A 13937-nucleotide genomic window follows, 5' to 3' on the forward strand; every position below is an offset into this window, starting at 1 on the left:
TGACGGCCACCGCCACCGCGCTCCCCTGCTCTCTGATCTCTACTCTTTGCCGACAAATTTCTTGATGTGCGGCATAAATTCATCAGATCCTGCTGTCGTCCTCTGCCGGGTTGGCTATCATGCCCGTCTGGCTATCACTGCGCCTTGACCCTCGCCGGGGCCACCACAGTCACCCGGCACCCGTTCAGGAAGAACATCATGAAAGGCTACTGCGGACTATCCGTTTTATTGCTGGCGCTGCTGGGCAGCCCGGTGCATGCCGCCTGTGACAAGGGGGTGGCGCTCAGGCTGGCCAAGGCGTTCTGGAACGAGCACAAGGATTTCTATTACGCCGACCCGGCGCCGCTCAAGGCGCTGCTCACCCCCGACTTCTTCGCCGTGCTGAGCAGCGAAGCTGCCTGCAACGCCGACGGCGAGGTGTGTGCCATTGATGCCGATCCCTGGATCAACGCCCAGGATGGCGAGGTGAGCGAACCCGTCAGCTTCACCCTGGCCAACCAGCAAGAGCAAGGGGTAACGGTCAGGATGCAGTATCTGTTCGCCCTCTCCGACACCCAGAAAGAGCCGCAGACGGTCAGCCTCCACTTTCAAAAGAGCGGCGACAACCGCTGCTACCTGATGGATGACTTCATCCCCCCCGGCGACAGTTCCCTCAAGCAGCGCCTGCGCCAATGGCAGAGCCACAACGCCATCGAACCGCAATAAAAAACCCCCGCCGTGCTGGCGGGGGTTTTGCATTCTGCCGGGCCGCGTGCGCCTCAGCGCCGGGCTGGCCACGGGGTCACTCCTCCACGGCCTCCGGCTGAGGCTCTTCAGCGCGGATCTGCTGCAGCTCTTCGACCCTGGCCTGCCATTTGTCGTGGGCCTGTTTGCGCTCCTGTTGCTTGAACTCTTCGCGCATGGTGTCGATCTCTTGGACCAGTTTTTCCATCGGGATGTCTCCTTACATCTGGGTGAACATGACAAGTAAAACGGGTTGACGGCACACTCCGCATCAAGGGCGTTGGCCTGTCGGTTCATCAGGTTTGACTTCCGGTTTGCCAAAACTGTCCAACTAAATAAACGATTGGATATGCAAAAAGCAATCTAAAAAATGATTAAACGTCTCCCAGTAGGCCATCAAAAGGAGGTCAAAACCGCCTCTTTCCTCTCCGACCAAGAAAACAAAACATATTAATTATCAAGCATTTACACACAAACCACTACAGATCTACACACCCTTTTCAATCGGCCGATTATGCACTGATTTTTCACACCCTGTTCTTGCGTTTCCTGCCACCACGCCACCATGAGCATCCCCCACGGCCAGGCCACCGCTTTTGCCGACCGGCTCACAATTTTCCCGCCCGCTCGAGCGCACAAATCTCCATCCCATCGTCTGCCGATAGCATTCAGGCTCATCACTTATTGGTCATCAGTTGTACTCAGATTAAAAATAACCATCTGTTTTAAAATACATTTTTATAAAAGTGAGCTCACCCGCTCAAGCGGGACAAAATGCGAGCAGGGTCACAGGCAGGCGCCATTGGCACAAAAATCCAGTAAAGGGCACATATGTCCGATTTCAGCCGAGACCTTTGGGAGAAACAATAGGCAGGTCAAACAGTTGCACCACAGTTTCAACAGGACCACTTCCATTCGGACGGCACCAGCCAGGAGAGAACCATGCTCACCACCCTGATAGATGAAGGATTGATCTGCCTCGATCTTGCGGCCCGCGACAAGCAGGCGCTGTTTGTCGAACTGGCCGCCAGGCTCAAGGCCAGCGGCAAGATAGCCAGTCAGGATCAGTTTATCCGCGACCTCTGGGCGCGAGAGGAGCTCGACAACACAGGCTTCGAGCAAGGGGTCGCCCTGCCCCACGCCAAGAGCGAGGCGGTGCGAGAGCCCGCCATCGTGGTCGGTATCAGCCGCCAGGGCATCGACTACGGCGCCGAAGATGGCAAGCCCTCCAGGCTGTTCTTCATGATTGCCTCCCCGGCGGGCGGCGCCAACCACCATATCGAGGTGCTGGCCGAGCTCTCCACCAAGCTGCTGGAACCCGGTTTCATCGCCAGCATGCAGGCAGCCACCAGCCGTGCCGAGGTACTCGCCTTGCTGGCCGCACCAGGGCCGTCCGCAGCCCCTGCCGCCCCCGCCCGGGCGCAGCCTGCCCAGCCGGCGGAGCCGCAGGAGCGCGGCATCAAGGCCCAGCTCAACACCCTCAAGCAACACCTGCTGTTTGGCACCTCCCACATGATCCCCTTCATAGTCGCGGGAGGCGTGCTGCTGTCGCTGTCGGTGATGATCAGCGGCAAGGGCGCCGTGCCCGAGGCGGGCGTGCTCAAGGACATGGCCGACATGGGGATTGCCGGGCTCACCCTGTTTACCGCCGTGCTGGGCGGCTACATCGCCTACTCCATGGCGGACAAACCGGGCCTGGCCCCCGGCATGATCGGTTCCTGGATTGCAGTGCAGCAGTTTCATACCGGTTTTCTCGGCGCCATCCTGGTGGGCTTTATCGCCGGCCTCATCGTCAACCAGCTCAAACGGATCAAGCTGCCGGATTCCATGAGTTCGCTCGGCTCCATCTTTATCTATCCGCTCATCGGCACCTTCCTGGTGTGCGGCATCGTGATGTGGGTCATCGGCGCCCCCATCGCCGCCATGATGGAGGGGATGAACCACTGGCTCTCCAGCATGGCGGGCTCCGGCAAGGTGATGCTGGGGGCCATCCTCGGTGGCATGACCGCCTTTGACATGGGCGGCCCCATCAACAAGGTGGCCACCCTGTTCGCCCAGACCCAGGTCAACACCCAGCCCTGGCTGATGGGCGGGGTCGGCATCGCCATCTGCGTGCCACCGCTCGGCATGGCGCTGGCAACCCTGCTCTCACCGCGTCGCTACAAGAAGGAAGAGCGTGAAGCGGGCAAGGCGGCCGCCATCATGGGCATGATCGGCATCAGCGAGGGTGCCATCCCGTTCGCCGCCGCCGACCCGGTGCGGGTCATCCCGGCCATCGTCGCAGGCGGCATCGTCGGCAACATCACCGGTTTCATGATGCACAGCATCAACCACGCCCCCTGGGGCGGCTGGATCGTGCTGCCAGTGGTGGAGGGCAAGATGGGTTATATCCTCGGCACCCTGCTCGGCGCCCTCACTACGGCCCTTATCGTCAACCTGCTGAAAAAGCCGGTCAGCGACACCGAAGAGAGCAACGAGCGCCAGGAGGAGTACCAGATCATCGAGGCGGAAGGGGAAGCCGAAGTGCTGGCCATCACCGCCTGCCCCTCCGGCGTGGCCCACACCTTCCTGGCCGCCAAGAGCCTGCAAAAAGCGGCCGCCAAGGCCGGCATCAAGCTCAAAGTGGAAACCCAGGGCGCCAACGGCATCATCAACCGCATTACGCCCAAAGACGTGGCCAACGCCCGCTGCGTCATCCTGGCCCACGACGTGGCCATCAAGAACAAGGGGCGCTTCGCTAATATCGAGGTCATCGACGTCAAGACCCGGGAGGCCATCCACAACCCGGAAGGGCTGCTGGCCCGCACCCAGCCGGGGTGCCAGGTGGCCTGACAACGGCACTTGAGAATACCTACGACAGAAGGGGCCAAGGGCCCCTTCATTTATCTCGGCATCAGGCAGCAGCAAACCCTGCTCGTCAGCCGCCCGAACGGGGATAGCGCCCTCCCCCTCAGGATCGATAAGATAGGAGCCATATTGTGCCTTCGCCTGCCAGCCGGCCTCGCGACCGCACATGGACGGAGCCTTGCAAAACATGGAATTGACGGACGTACTGCTCACCCTGGCGGGTCTGGTGACCGCCGGCATCATTCTCAAGAATCGCGCAGTGACCCAGCCCGACTGGGACAAACTACCCACCCTGCCCGAGTACCTCGCCCGCCATCCCGAATGCGCCACCGACGACAGTGAAAACGCCAGTTGCTGTGCCTGCGGTTCGCACAAGGTGCTGTTCAGCCCGTTGACTGGCGCCGGCGATTACCGTCTGCGCCACACCTGCCTGGCCTGCGGCAAGGTGCTGTTTCGCAGCCGCGCCATTCTCTGACAGAATGCCGCCGCCATGCCATTACTGTACGCCTCCTCCTTGACGGCTTAACCTTCATCACTACCAGACCCAAACAGCACGAAGGGATTTGATGACACCAGATCTGGATCTGAACACCCTGCGCAGACGTTGGCTTAAAAAACATTTGCAAGAACTGCGGGCAGCAAAAAATGAGGAAGAAGAGAAAGGAGGCATACTGGGATTCGTCGGTATTCTATGTGCTCTGATCCCCTTAATGACGGCGGCTGTGTACTTTGTGGGAATGCGCTATTACCAAGGTTACCTGGGGCAATTCAGACTGGAATCAACGGAGTTTTCTCCACCCGCCGATATCACACTGTTTACCGGTTTCTATCTGCTTATCCAGCTGCTTTTACCCTACGTAGTCCCAGTAATCGCTGTGCTAGGAACGCTTTTTCTTACTCTCTTTGCCATGTTGTTTACCGTGAGATGGCGTCTGACTATTTCCTGGTGGGTTATCCGTTTCTTTGTCCTAACCCCTCTGGTACTAAAGGGAGGAAAAATCGCCAATAACTACCCGGCCCCCTTAACCTTCCACACCATGATCTGGTTACAGAGTTCTATTTTCAAACTCGCTATTTTCATCGTCCCTCCCTTGCTGGTCATCATGGCCTCTGAACATCTCAAGCCCATGGGCGAAGAGCTTGCCCAAAAACAGATAGACCAGTTAGAGCAAGACAAATGGCCGCAGAGAGAGGCCCATAGTCAGTCTCCTCTGCTGGGGGATGAGCCCCATATTCGCATCGCCTGCAACGCTTCCCACTGCGCCTATCGCCTCAAGGGGGGCGATACCCTGATCCTGCGCTTCGATCAGATAGAAGAGACCCGCTATCGGCCTGACAAGGCCGCCTCGAAATAGCAACCGCCGCCCTCGGGCGGCGGTGTGCTATCTGGCCAGCAGTTCTTGCAGTGCGCTTATCAAGGCGTCGAGGCCTTTATCTACTTTTGAGCGAGGGCAGCCGACGTTGAGGCGAAGATAGCCTGTGCCTTCGGGGCCATAGGTGTCGCCGCGCATGATGGCGACCCGGTACTTTTCCACCAGCAAGGTTTGCAGCGCATCCATCCGTTCGGTGTTGTCGATGCCAAGGCCGCTCAAGTCAATCCAGGCGAGATAGGTCCCCTCGGGCACCCGATAGTCGATGGCGGGGAAGGCGGCGTTGAGCCGCACCGCCACCTGGGTGAGGTTGCCGTGCAGATAGCTTTTCAGGGCATCGAGCCAGGCACCGCCGTCCCGATAGGCGCTGATATGGGCCAGCACCCCGAGAATGGGGGGCGATGAGAGGCCGTGGGCCGCCTTGAGCCGCTGCAGATAGCCGGCCCGCGCCTCGGCGTTGGCAATAAAGGCGTAGGCGCCACCAAGGGCGGGGATATTGAAAGATTTCGAACCCGAGCCCACCAGCGCCCAGTGATCGTCCAGCGCCACCTCGCTCCACGGCAGGTAGCGGGCAAAGCTCACATCCATATGGATGTCGTCCGAGATAACCTTGACCCCGTAGCGCTGGCAGATGGCGGCCATCCGGCAGAGCTCATCCCGCGTCCAGACCCGACCGGTAGGATTGTGGGGGCTGCAGAGCAGCAGGATGCGGCAATCGGGGCGAGCCGCTTGCTGCTCGAAGCAGGTCCAGTCGACTTGGTAACCTCCCTCTGTTTTTTTGAGCGGGCAAGGCAGCAGCACCCTGTCGTTGGCGGCCAGCATATTGCCGAAGGCGTCGTAGGCGGGGGTATGTACCAGCACGCCTTCGCCGGGAGCAGACCAGAGGATCACCAGCTGGGCGATGATGTAGATGACCGAAGGGCCGTAGACCAGGGTGTCAGGGTCGAGCTGCGCCCCGTAACGGCTGGCGAACCAGTCGCTCACCGCCCCCTTGAAGTCGTCGTGATTCCAGCGGCTGTAGCCAAAGACCCCGTGCTCAAGGCGCTTGGCCAGGGCCGCGCGAATGCAGGGGGCAGTCTCGAAATCCATGTCGGAGATGGTAAAGGGGAGCAGGTCGGCGTGGCCGAAGCGGTCGGCCACATAGTCCCACTGGGTGCAGTAGGTGCCGTGGCGATCGACGACGCGATCAAAATCAAAGGAGTCGGTATTGGCCATCTCTTTCTCACCAGTAAAACAGCAATGAACAAGGGGGCATGGCGCCCCCCGAGGTAGGGTAACAGAGGGCCGGATCAGACCCCCATCAGGCTCTGCAGCTGGTTTTTCACCAGATGGACCTGGGGGCCGATCACCACCTGCAGGTTGTGCTCGTCGAGCTTGATCACCCCGATGGCGCCATTCGCCTTCAATACCTTGTCATCGACCCGGCTCATGTCCTGCACCGACATCCGCAGGCGGGTAATGCAGTTATCGAGCGCCAGGATGTTGTCGGCGCCGCCCAAGGCGTTGAGGATCACCTCGCCGTTGTAGCCGCTGTTGCCAGCCTTCTTGCCTGCGGGCTGGGCAGCCTCGCTGGCTTCAATCTCGCGGCTCTCTTTTTCACGGCCAGGGGTTTTGAGGTTGAAGCGCACGATGGCAAAGCGGAACACCCCGTAATAGATGGCAAACCAGATGGCGGCCGCCACCGGCACCAGATACCACTTGGTGGCAGTGCCTTGCAGCACGCCAAACACCAGAAAATCGATCAGGTTGCCGTCAGTGTTGCCGATGGTGACGCCAAGCAGCCCCATGGTCATAAAGCCGAGCCCGGTCAGGATGGCGTGAATGACGTAAAGCACCGGCGCCACGAACAGGAACAGGAACTCCAGCGGCTCCGTGATGCCACCGATGACGCAGGCCACCACACCGGAGACCAGCAGCGCCTTGATCTTGCCGCGATTTTCCGGGCGGGCGCAGTGATACATGGCGAGCGCCGCCCCCGGCAGGCCGCCGAGGAAGGCCGGCATCTTGCCCTGAGAGAGGAAGGAGGTGGCCGACACCGAGAACTGGGTGGTGTCGGCGCAGGAGAGCTCGGCGTAGAAGATGTTGAGCGCGCCGCTCACCTCGTTGCCGCACACCAGCGACGTGCCGCCCGCCTCGGTAAAGCGAATGAGCGCCACCAGAATGTGGTGCAGGCCGAGCGGCAGCAGCAGCCGCTCGCCAGTACCGAACAGGAAGGGACCGAAGGGGCCGGCGTGGGAGATGAGCGTCCCGATGCCGTTGATGCCGGTGGCAAACCAGGGCCAGACCAGAGGCACCACCAGACCGACCACACCCAGTACCAGCGCGGTGATGATGGGCACGAAGCGGGCGCCGCCGAAGAAGGCGAGCGCATCGGGCATCTGGTAGGTGTAGAAACGGGCGTGCAGTTTGGCGACGATCACCCCGACGATGATGGCCCCCAGAATGCCGGTGTCGATGGAGCTGATGCCGAGGATGGATTTCACCCCGTAGGCCTTCTCTGCCGCCCCGTCACCGATGACGTTGGCCACCGTGAGGTAGAAGTTGATGGAGAGGTTGAGCGCCGCATAGCCGACGAAACCGGCAAAGGCCGCCACTCCCTTCTCTTCGCGCGCCAGCCCGAGCGGAATGGCCACCGCGAACATCACCGGCAGGTAGATAAAGGCCACCAGCCCGACCTTGGTCATCCAGAGGAACAGCAGTTGCAGCACGGTATTGTCGAGGAAGGGCATGCTCTGCTTGACCGCATCGCTGGTGAGCGAGCTGCCGACACCGAGCAGAATGCCTGAGAAGGCCAGCAGGGCGACCGGCAGCATGAAGGTCTTGCCGAGGCTCTGCAGGAACTCCCAGATGGTGGATTTGGCGGGGGACTTGGCCATGTGTCAGATCCTTGTGAGGTGAGGGTCATTCGATACGCCTGCCCGCTAGCCTCCCTGACGGATGGCGACGGCGAGCCGTATCTGGTTTTTCTGGATGATAAAACGTTTTATCAACTCACAAGTGCCGACAGGATCACAGTTCAACCGCCCTGCTGGACGCTGTTCCTCAAATTTGTGAGGCAGATCCATGGGCGCGGGATGTAACGTTTCACTCGGCAACCCAAGCGGGTATGCTGTGCACCTCCTCTCTTCGCCTTGATCGCCACCGCCTGCCTATGTCGCCCAAACCGCTGCTCGCCAACAACCCCAAGATCACCGACGTGGCCCGGCTGGCCGGGGTCTCGGTCACCACCGTCTCCATGGTGCTGCGCGGCAAGGGGCGCATCTCGCCGGCCACCGCCGAGCGGGTGCAGCAGGCGATAAAAGAACTCGACTACGTGCCCAACAGCGCCGCCGCCAACCTGCGCAGCCAGCAATCCAACCTGGTGGGGCTGATCCTGCGCGACATCACCGACCCCTTCTATACCGAGGTGACCGCCGGGGTGAGCGAGGTGCTGGAGCAACAGGGCTATCTGCTGTTTCTGACCCAGTGCGGCCACAGCCCGGAGCGGTTGCAGCAGAGCATCCAGTCCCTGTCGCGCCAGGGGGTGGCGGGCATCATCTTCAACCCGGTGCGCGGCGCCGCCGCCAAGCCGCTGGAGAATCTGCTTGGCTCGGCGCTGCCGCTGGTGTGCGCCGCCCGCTCCTACTATCGCGACGACGTGGACTTTATCGGCCCGGACAACACCCACGCCGCCCAGCAGGCCACCACCTATCTCATCGAGCAGGGTCACCGCCATATCGCCTACGTCGGCGGGCGGGCCGACTCCCTCACCCGCGCCGAGCGCATCGGTGGCTACTGTGCCAGCCTGCTGCAATACGGCCTCCCCTTCAAACCGGAGTGGGTACTGGAGTGTGAGCGCACCCAGCGCAGCGCCGCCGACACCATCGCCCAGCTGTTGCACCGGCACCCCAAGGTGACCGCCGTGCTCTGCCACTACCCGGAGGTGGCCCTCGGCGCCATCTACGGCGTCGAGGCGAGCGGGCGCAGCGTGGGCAAGGACAACTACGTCGGCCAGCAGGTGGCCCTGCTCGGCTTTGACGACGTGGCGGAGGCCGAACTCACCTTCCCCGCCCTTACCTTCGTCAGCTCGCCGGCCCGCGACATCGGCCGCCAGGCCGCCCTGCGCCTGCTGACCCGATTGCAGCAACCCGAGCTCGCCCCCAACCGCCATCTCATCATCCCCAGCCTGCAAAAGCGGGCATCGGCCTGAGGCGCCCTGTTGCGGCGCCAGGCAAGCGGCAGTTGTGGTCAAGCAAAAAAGCGCGAGCGCAAAAACGTGAGCCTGCTCACTGCCTTGGCAAGGAGAGATTGAGAGCCAAGTGGAGAGGAATATGATGGGCGCCCACTCTCTTCACGAGCCCCTGTATGAGCAACCCGCACGACCAGAATCCACCGAGTGAAATCCATCGCTGTGACAAATGCCGGGAGCGCACCCGCCATATCGTGGTGCTGGTCGCCCGCGATCACACTCAGGACATCATGCCCAAGGATCCGCGCAAAGCCTTCTGGCAAGCTTTTACTTCCAGCAGCATTACCAACTGGGCGTTTGGCGAAACGCTGGCTTACCAGGCCACCCATGTAAAGCACCTGATCTGCGAGCGCTGTGGCGAGAAATTTCTGGAATATTGAGGCCCAGAGGGCGGCGTGCCCCGGACAGTCAGAGCGAGATAACAGAGAAATAAAGATGAAGTGTGTCGAGATGGATCCCGGTCAACTGCCGCTGGCGCTGCTGCTGGAGGCAGATCCCGCAGAGCAGCGCATTGCCGCCTATCTGCCCGGCGCCTGGGGCTTTGCCGCCCTGGCGGGCAACAATGGCAACGAGGTAGTGGGCGCCTGCGTGGTCGGTCTGGTGGGAGAGCAAACAGCCGAGATCTTCAATATCGCCGTAGCCCCCAACCGCCAGCAGCAAGGTATCGGCTCCGGCCTGCTGCGCTTCGTACTGACCAGCCTGGCCGGGAAAGGGGTATGCCGCGTCGAGCTCGGTACCGGCAGCTTCGGCCACCAGCCACCAGCTCACCTATTACCAGCGCCACGGCTTTCGCGTCGATGCCGTCGTGAAGGATCACTTCCTTATCCACTATCCGGAGCCCCTGATGGAGCACGGCATCCAGCACAAGGATATGCTGCGGCTCTCGCTGGCGCTGGAACCCAATAACCCGCTCCATAGCGGCCAGTAACCCGTTGCTGCCGGCAGGTGGCGGCCAATCAACCCCCCTTCCTTATTAAGTAATTTGTTGATCTGAGGCTGATTTTTATCAGCTTCCTGTTTTGCTACCCAATCACCTTGGTTAAGATGCCCACTTGGCAACCATTCTTGCAGAAACACATCTGTGCAGCCGTTTCGCCATCCACCACATCGCCGGATGACCGCAGCAGGCTGGAGGCCGTAATCCACGGTCGGTAGCGTGGAATTTCGCCTCTTTATTCAACTCAATTTAAGACGCTCCGAGACAGTAAATAAACGACGCAAGCAACACTTTACAAAAATTCAAGTGGCAGAATAAATCAACATGAAATTATTTATCATCATCACAACTTTATTACTATGCTTCTCCATCTCTGCAAGAGCAGACTCCACATTTATAATTGACGGAGTAAAAATAGACATTAAAAAAGAGGGTGAATGCTTTTACTTGATAACAGCAGAAAAAGAAAAGCAGCAACTTAAATGTATTGATGATAACTTGGAGTCTGATGTTATAATAAAGGACTTCAACTTTGATGGTTATAAGGACATTGCCATTACCAACTATCTTGGTATGGTAAATAATATTTTTTATGTATTCCTATATGACCATGTAAATACTGCATTTAAAGAGCTAAAAATTGCAGACTCAAAGGCACCAACATCTGCCTGCGAAGATCTCTACAACCTTGCAGTTCGATTAGATGATCTTTCTTTGGTTAGCTCTTGCCGCTCCGGCCCTGTATGGTATTACGACACTTACCGATATAACGCCCAAGGTGAACTCTGGCTATATAAAACAACAGAGTATCAGATCCAAAACTCCGAGATTGATACCTTCCCTTTTTACGAGCACACATTTAATCAGAAGGGAGAGAAACTGGACACAGTTGCGATTGACTTTGATGGCAAGAAAATTCTCTGGCCAGTCACAGCCGAGAAAGCCTCTCTCTACTCATCACCTGAAAAAACATCAAAGACCAAAGCCTATCTTATTCATAACGACAAAGTAGAAATTCTCGAGCAAAAGGATGACTGGATTAAGATTCGCTTTGCCTCCAGAAAAGGCCCTCTTGTCCGCTGGCTTTACCTTCCAGAAGCAATAGCCAAAAGTTAGCTTGCAAATTTTAATATCCAATCGCACTTGGACATTCACATCATCCACTCGGTAGTGGTGCAATAAGCGCAGCGCATTGCACCTCTACCTCTCCTGCCTCCAAACAAGCGGTGCAATTCACTTCGTTCATTGCACCCTACGGGGCCAATGCCTGTGCTTTCACCCGTGCGTTGTGGTGGGCTGTCTGACACCTATGGCGTGACCCATTTATCCACCCTTCCCCTCGCCGGCCTCCCCTTATCAAGCACCCCATCACCACCATTTATGTGCGACAGCTCACACCCCGCACCCTCTTTTTACCTCACAAATTTACAGTTTCACACCGATTCCTGGCCGGATAACATCACCCTCCATCATAAAAACATGTTGAAAGAATCAGCGCCAAGACGCTGATTTTAAAAAATAAAAAATAACTTATCGATTCAATCCAGACCCATTTTGTCAGCTGGTCTGCTGTGCGATCGAGGTCACACTCGAGGTGGTTGCGCACAAAAATCCAGTATTTCGCAGTTTTGTCCGATAGGTGCACGGCCCTGCGGGCGGGATAATAGTGGGGTCACTTTTGTCTGCATGTCCTGGGCGCTAGCCCAGGAAAAGATGCCAACAGGCTCCGGCCAGGAGCAGGGAGAACGCCATGATCACCACCCTTATCAACGAGCAGCTGATCGCGCTCGATTTAAAGGCCACGGGCAAGGAGGAGGTCTTCACCGAGATGACCCGCTTGCTGGTCGCCCAAGGCAAGGTCAGCGACGAGCAGCAGTTCATCAAGGACTTGTGGGCCCGGGAAGCGCTGGACAATACCGGCTTTGAAGAGGGGGTTGCCCTGCCCCACGCCAAGAGCGCGGCGGTCAGCACCCCGGCGGTAGCCATCGGCATCAGCCGCGCCGGTATCGAATACGGCGCCGAGGATGGCAAGCCCTCCCGGCTCTTCTTCATGATTGCCTCCCCGGCGGGTGGCGCCAACCACCATATCGAGGTGCTGGCCGAGCTCTCCGCCAAGCTGATCGAAGAGGGCTTTATCGATGCCCTGCTGGCAGCCAAGACCCCGGCCGATGCGCTGGCTCTGCTGCTCGAGAAGAAAGAAGAAACAGCCCCGGCGCCCGCCGCCGACAAGGGGCTGATTATCGGCGTCACCGGCTGCCCGGCTGGCATCGCCCACACCTATCTGGCGGCGGAATCCCTGGAGCGCGCCGCCAAGGAGCTGGGCTTTGAGGTGAAGGTGGAGACCAACGGCTCCATCGGCGTCAAGAACAGCCCGACTGCGGCCGAGATCGCCCGCGCCAGCGCCATCGTGGTGGCCTGCGACAAGCAGGTGGACATGGCCCGCTTCAACGGCAAGCCGCTCATCAAGACCGGCGTGAAAGCCCCCATCAAGGATGGCAAGGGCCTCATCGAGCAGGCACTGAAGGCCCCCGCCTATGTGGCGGACAAGGATGAGCGCAAGAGCGAAGAGAAGAGCTCAGGCGGCAGCTCGGATCTCTACCGTTATCTGATGAACGGCGTCTCCCACATGATCCCGTTTGTGGTCACCGGGGGTCTGCTGATCGCCCTGGCTCTGGCCATCGGCGGCGATCCGACCCCAAGCGGCATGCAGATCCCGGCAGGGAGCATGTGGAACCAGATCCTCAACGTGGGCGTCGCCGCCTTCACCCTGATGATCCCCATTCTGGCGGGCTACATCGCCTACGCCATCGGTGACAGACCCGCGCTGGCACCGGGCTTTATCGGTGGCTGGATCGCCAACAACGGCAGCTTCTACGGCGCCGACGCCGGCACCGGCTTTATCGGTGCCATCATCGCGGGCCTCTTGGTCGGTTATCTGGTGCGCTGGATTGCCACCCGCCACTACCACAAGATGGTGCAGCCGCTGGTGCCGATCCTGATCGCCCCCATCGTCGGGTCGCTCTTTATCGCTGCGGTCTTCATCTTCATCATCGGCGCCCCCATTGCCGACATGATGACGGGTCTGAACGCCATGCTGCTCTCCATGAGCGGCGGCAGCCTAGTGCTGCTGGGGATCGTGCTGGGCGGCATGGCCGGCTTTGACATGGGTGGCCCGGTCAACAAGGTGGCCTTCCTGTTCTCGGTGGGCATGATCGCCTCCGGCCAGACCCAGTTCATGGGTGCCATGGCCTGCGCCATTCCGGCCGCCCCCCTTGGCATGTCGCTGGCCACCGTGCTCGGTCGCAAGCTCGGCATCTTCGATGCCACCGAGATTGAAGCGGGCAAAGCCGCCGGTGCCATGGGCCTGGTGGGGATTTCGGAGGGTGCGATTCCGTTTGCCGCCCGTGATCCGCTGGCCGTCATCCCGGCCAACGTGCTGGGCAGCATGACCGCCGCCGTGATGGCCTTCCTGTTTGGCATCACCAACAGCGTCGCCCACGGTGGCCCCATCGTGGCCCTGCTGGGTGCCGTCAACAAGCCACTGCTGGCGCTGCTCTGCATGATCTGCGGCGCCATCGTCACCGGTGTGGTGGCGGTTGCCCTGAAAAAACTGCGGGTCAAGAAGAGTGACGAGGTGACCCTGGCCAAGGCCGCCTGATCCCCGCCCAACCAAGCCGCCCCCTTGCGGGACTGATGACAAACCGGACGAGGCCACCTGCGGGTGGCCTCCTCTTTTGTCGGGTTCGAGAGAGCCCGTTCACCTCTGCTGTACGATGCCGGCTTGTGATCCTCTTCACGCTTCGCGGCCGGATCCCGCCAAACTAGGAAATTT

General features: G+C 59.6%; 11 protein-coding genes and 1 pseudogene. 9 read left to right on the forward strand and 3 right to left on the reverse strand.

Features of this window, described 5'->3' with window-relative positions:
• Positions 1–198: 198 nt before the first annotated feature.
• A complete protein-coding gene (locus QLG02_RS07565) occupies positions 199–705 on the forward strand; it encodes a hypothetical protein (protein ID WP_282464893.1) in 507 nt (168 codons plus the stop codon).
• Positions 706–781: 76 nt separating this feature from the next.
• Here QLG02_RS07565 and QLG02_RS07570 read toward each other — a convergent pair whose 3' ends face one another.
• Complete coding sequence (locus QLG02_RS07570; RefSeq protein WP_011705333.1) at positions 782–931, reverse strand: hypothetical protein; 150 nt, start codon at positions 929–931, stop codon at positions 782–784.
• A 734-nt stretch (positions 932–1665) separates the two neighbouring features.
• On the opposite strand from QLG02_RS07570, the gene QLG02_RS07575 reads away from it, so the two are divergent.
• From QLG02_RS07575 to QLG02_RS07585, 3 genes are all read left to right on the forward strand, one after another.
• Positions 1666–3555 (forward strand): PTS fructose transporter subunit EIIC, encoded by a 1890-nt coding sequence (locus QLG02_RS07575; RefSeq protein ID WP_282464894.1) that lies wholly within the window; start codon positions 1666–1668, stop codon positions 3553–3555.
• A 202-nt stretch (positions 3556–3757) separates the two neighbouring features.
• Complete coding sequence (locus tag QLG02_RS07580) at positions 3758–4045, forward strand: hypothetical protein (RefSeq protein ID WP_017409991.1); 288 nt, start codon at positions 3758–3760, stop codon at positions 4043–4045.
• A 91-nt stretch (positions 4046–4136) separates the two neighbouring features.
• A complete protein-coding gene (locus QLG02_RS07585; RefSeq protein WP_282464895.1) occupies positions 4137–4925 on the forward strand; it encodes a hypothetical protein in 789 nt (262 codons plus the stop codon).
• A gap of 27 nt (positions 4926–4952) precedes the next feature.
• Here QLG02_RS07585 and QLG02_RS07590 read toward each other — a convergent pair whose 3' ends face one another.
• Together QLG02_RS07590 and malX are read right to left on the reverse strand one after the other, a co-directional pair.
• Positions 4953–6155: a MalY/PatB family protein gene (locus QLG02_RS07590; RefSeq protein ID WP_282464896.1), complete on the reverse strand. Its 1203-nt coding sequence runs from the start codon at positions 6153–6155 to the stop codon at positions 4953–4955.
• Between the two features lie 74 nt (positions 6156–6229).
• Positions 6230–7816: a maltose/glucose-specific PTS transporter subunit IIBC gene (malX, locus tag QLG02_RS07595; protein WP_282464897.1), complete on the reverse strand. Its 1587-nt coding sequence runs from the start codon at positions 7814–7816 to the stop codon at positions 6230–6232.
• 275 nt (positions 7817–8091) lie between these two features.
• On the opposite strand from malX, the gene QLG02_RS07600 reads away from it, so the two are divergent.
• From QLG02_RS07600 to QLG02_RS07620, 5 genes and pseudogenes are all read left to right on the forward strand, one after another.
• Positions 8092–9129 carry a Mal regulon transcriptional regulator MalI gene (locus QLG02_RS07600; protein ID WP_113994002.1) on the forward strand — a complete coding sequence of 346 codons (1038 nt, stop codon included), beginning with the start codon at positions 8092–8094 and terminating at the stop codon, positions 9127–9129.
• Between the two features lie 155 nt (positions 9130–9284).
• Positions 9285–9548: a hypothetical protein gene (locus QLG02_RS07605; protein WP_016350086.1), complete on the forward strand. Its 264-nt coding sequence runs from the start codon at positions 9285–9287 to the stop codon at positions 9546–9548.
• A 55-nt stretch (positions 9549–9603) separates the two neighbouring features.
• Positions 9604–10096: pseudogene (locus QLG02_RS07610) on the forward strand (GNAT family N-acetyltransferase).
• Between the two features lie 333 nt (positions 10097–10429).
• Positions 10430–11221, forward strand: coding sequence for a hypothetical protein (locus QLG02_RS07615; protein ID WP_282464898.1), 792 nt, complete (start codon positions 10430–10432; stop codon positions 11219–11221).
• 634 nt (positions 11222–11855) lie between these two features.
• Positions 11856–13763: a fructose-specific PTS transporter subunit EIIC gene (locus QLG02_RS07620; RefSeq protein WP_282464899.1), complete on the forward strand. Its 1908-nt coding sequence runs from the start codon at positions 11856–11858 to the stop codon at positions 13761–13763.
• The last annotated feature ends 174 nt before the right edge of the window (positions 13764–13937 follow it).

It is taken from the genome of Aeromonas sp. V90_14 (genome assembly GCF_029967615.1).
Taxonomy (GTDB): Bacteria; Pseudomonadota; Gammaproteobacteria; order Enterobacterales; family Aeromonadaceae; genus Aeromonas; species Aeromonas hydrophila.

What these genes read in the sequence shown, in the direction of transcription:
- QLG02_RS07565 (WP_282464893.1), top strand. Translation starts at nt 199, where the DNA reads ATGAAAGGCTACTGCGGACTATCCGTTTTATTGCTGGCGCTGCTGGGC.
- QLG02_RS07570 (WP_011705333.1), bottom strand. Translation starts at nt 931, where the DNA reads ATGGAAAAACTGGTCCAAGAGATCGACACCATGCGCGAAGAGTTCAAG.
- QLG02_RS07575 (WP_282464894.1), top strand. Translation starts at nt 1,666, where the DNA reads ATGCTCACCACCCTGATAGATGAAGGATTGATCTGCCTCGATCTTGCG.
- QLG02_RS07580 (WP_017409991.1), top strand. Translation starts at nt 3,758, where the DNA reads ATGGAATTGACGGACGTACTGCTCACCCTGGCGGGTCTGGTGACCGCC.
- QLG02_RS07585 (WP_282464895.1), top strand. Translation starts at nt 4,137, where the DNA reads ATGACACCAGATCTGGATCTGAACACCCTGCGCAGACGTTGGCTTAAA.
- QLG02_RS07590 (WP_282464896.1), bottom strand. Translation starts at nt 6,155, where the DNA reads ATGGCCAATACCGACTCCTTTGATTTTGATCGCGTCGTCGATCGCCAC.
- malX (WP_282464897.1), bottom strand. Translation starts at nt 7,816, where the DNA reads ATGGCCAAGTCCCCCGCCAAATCCACCATCTGGGAGTTCCTGCAGAGC.
- QLG02_RS07600 (WP_113994002.1), top strand. Translation starts at nt 8,092, where the DNA reads ATGTCGCCCAAACCGCTGCTCGCCAACAACCCCAAGATCACCGACGTG.
- QLG02_RS07605 (WP_016350086.1), top strand. Translation starts at nt 9,285, where the DNA reads ATGAGCAACCCGCACGACCAGAATCCACCGAGTGAAATCCATCGCTGT.
- QLG02_RS07615 (WP_282464898.1), top strand. Translation starts at nt 10,430, where the DNA reads ATGAAATTATTTATCATCATCACAACTTTATTACTATGCTTCTCCATC.
- QLG02_RS07620 (WP_282464899.1), top strand. Translation starts at nt 11,856, where the DNA reads ATGATCACCACCCTTATCAACGAGCAGCTGATCGCGCTCGATTTAAAG.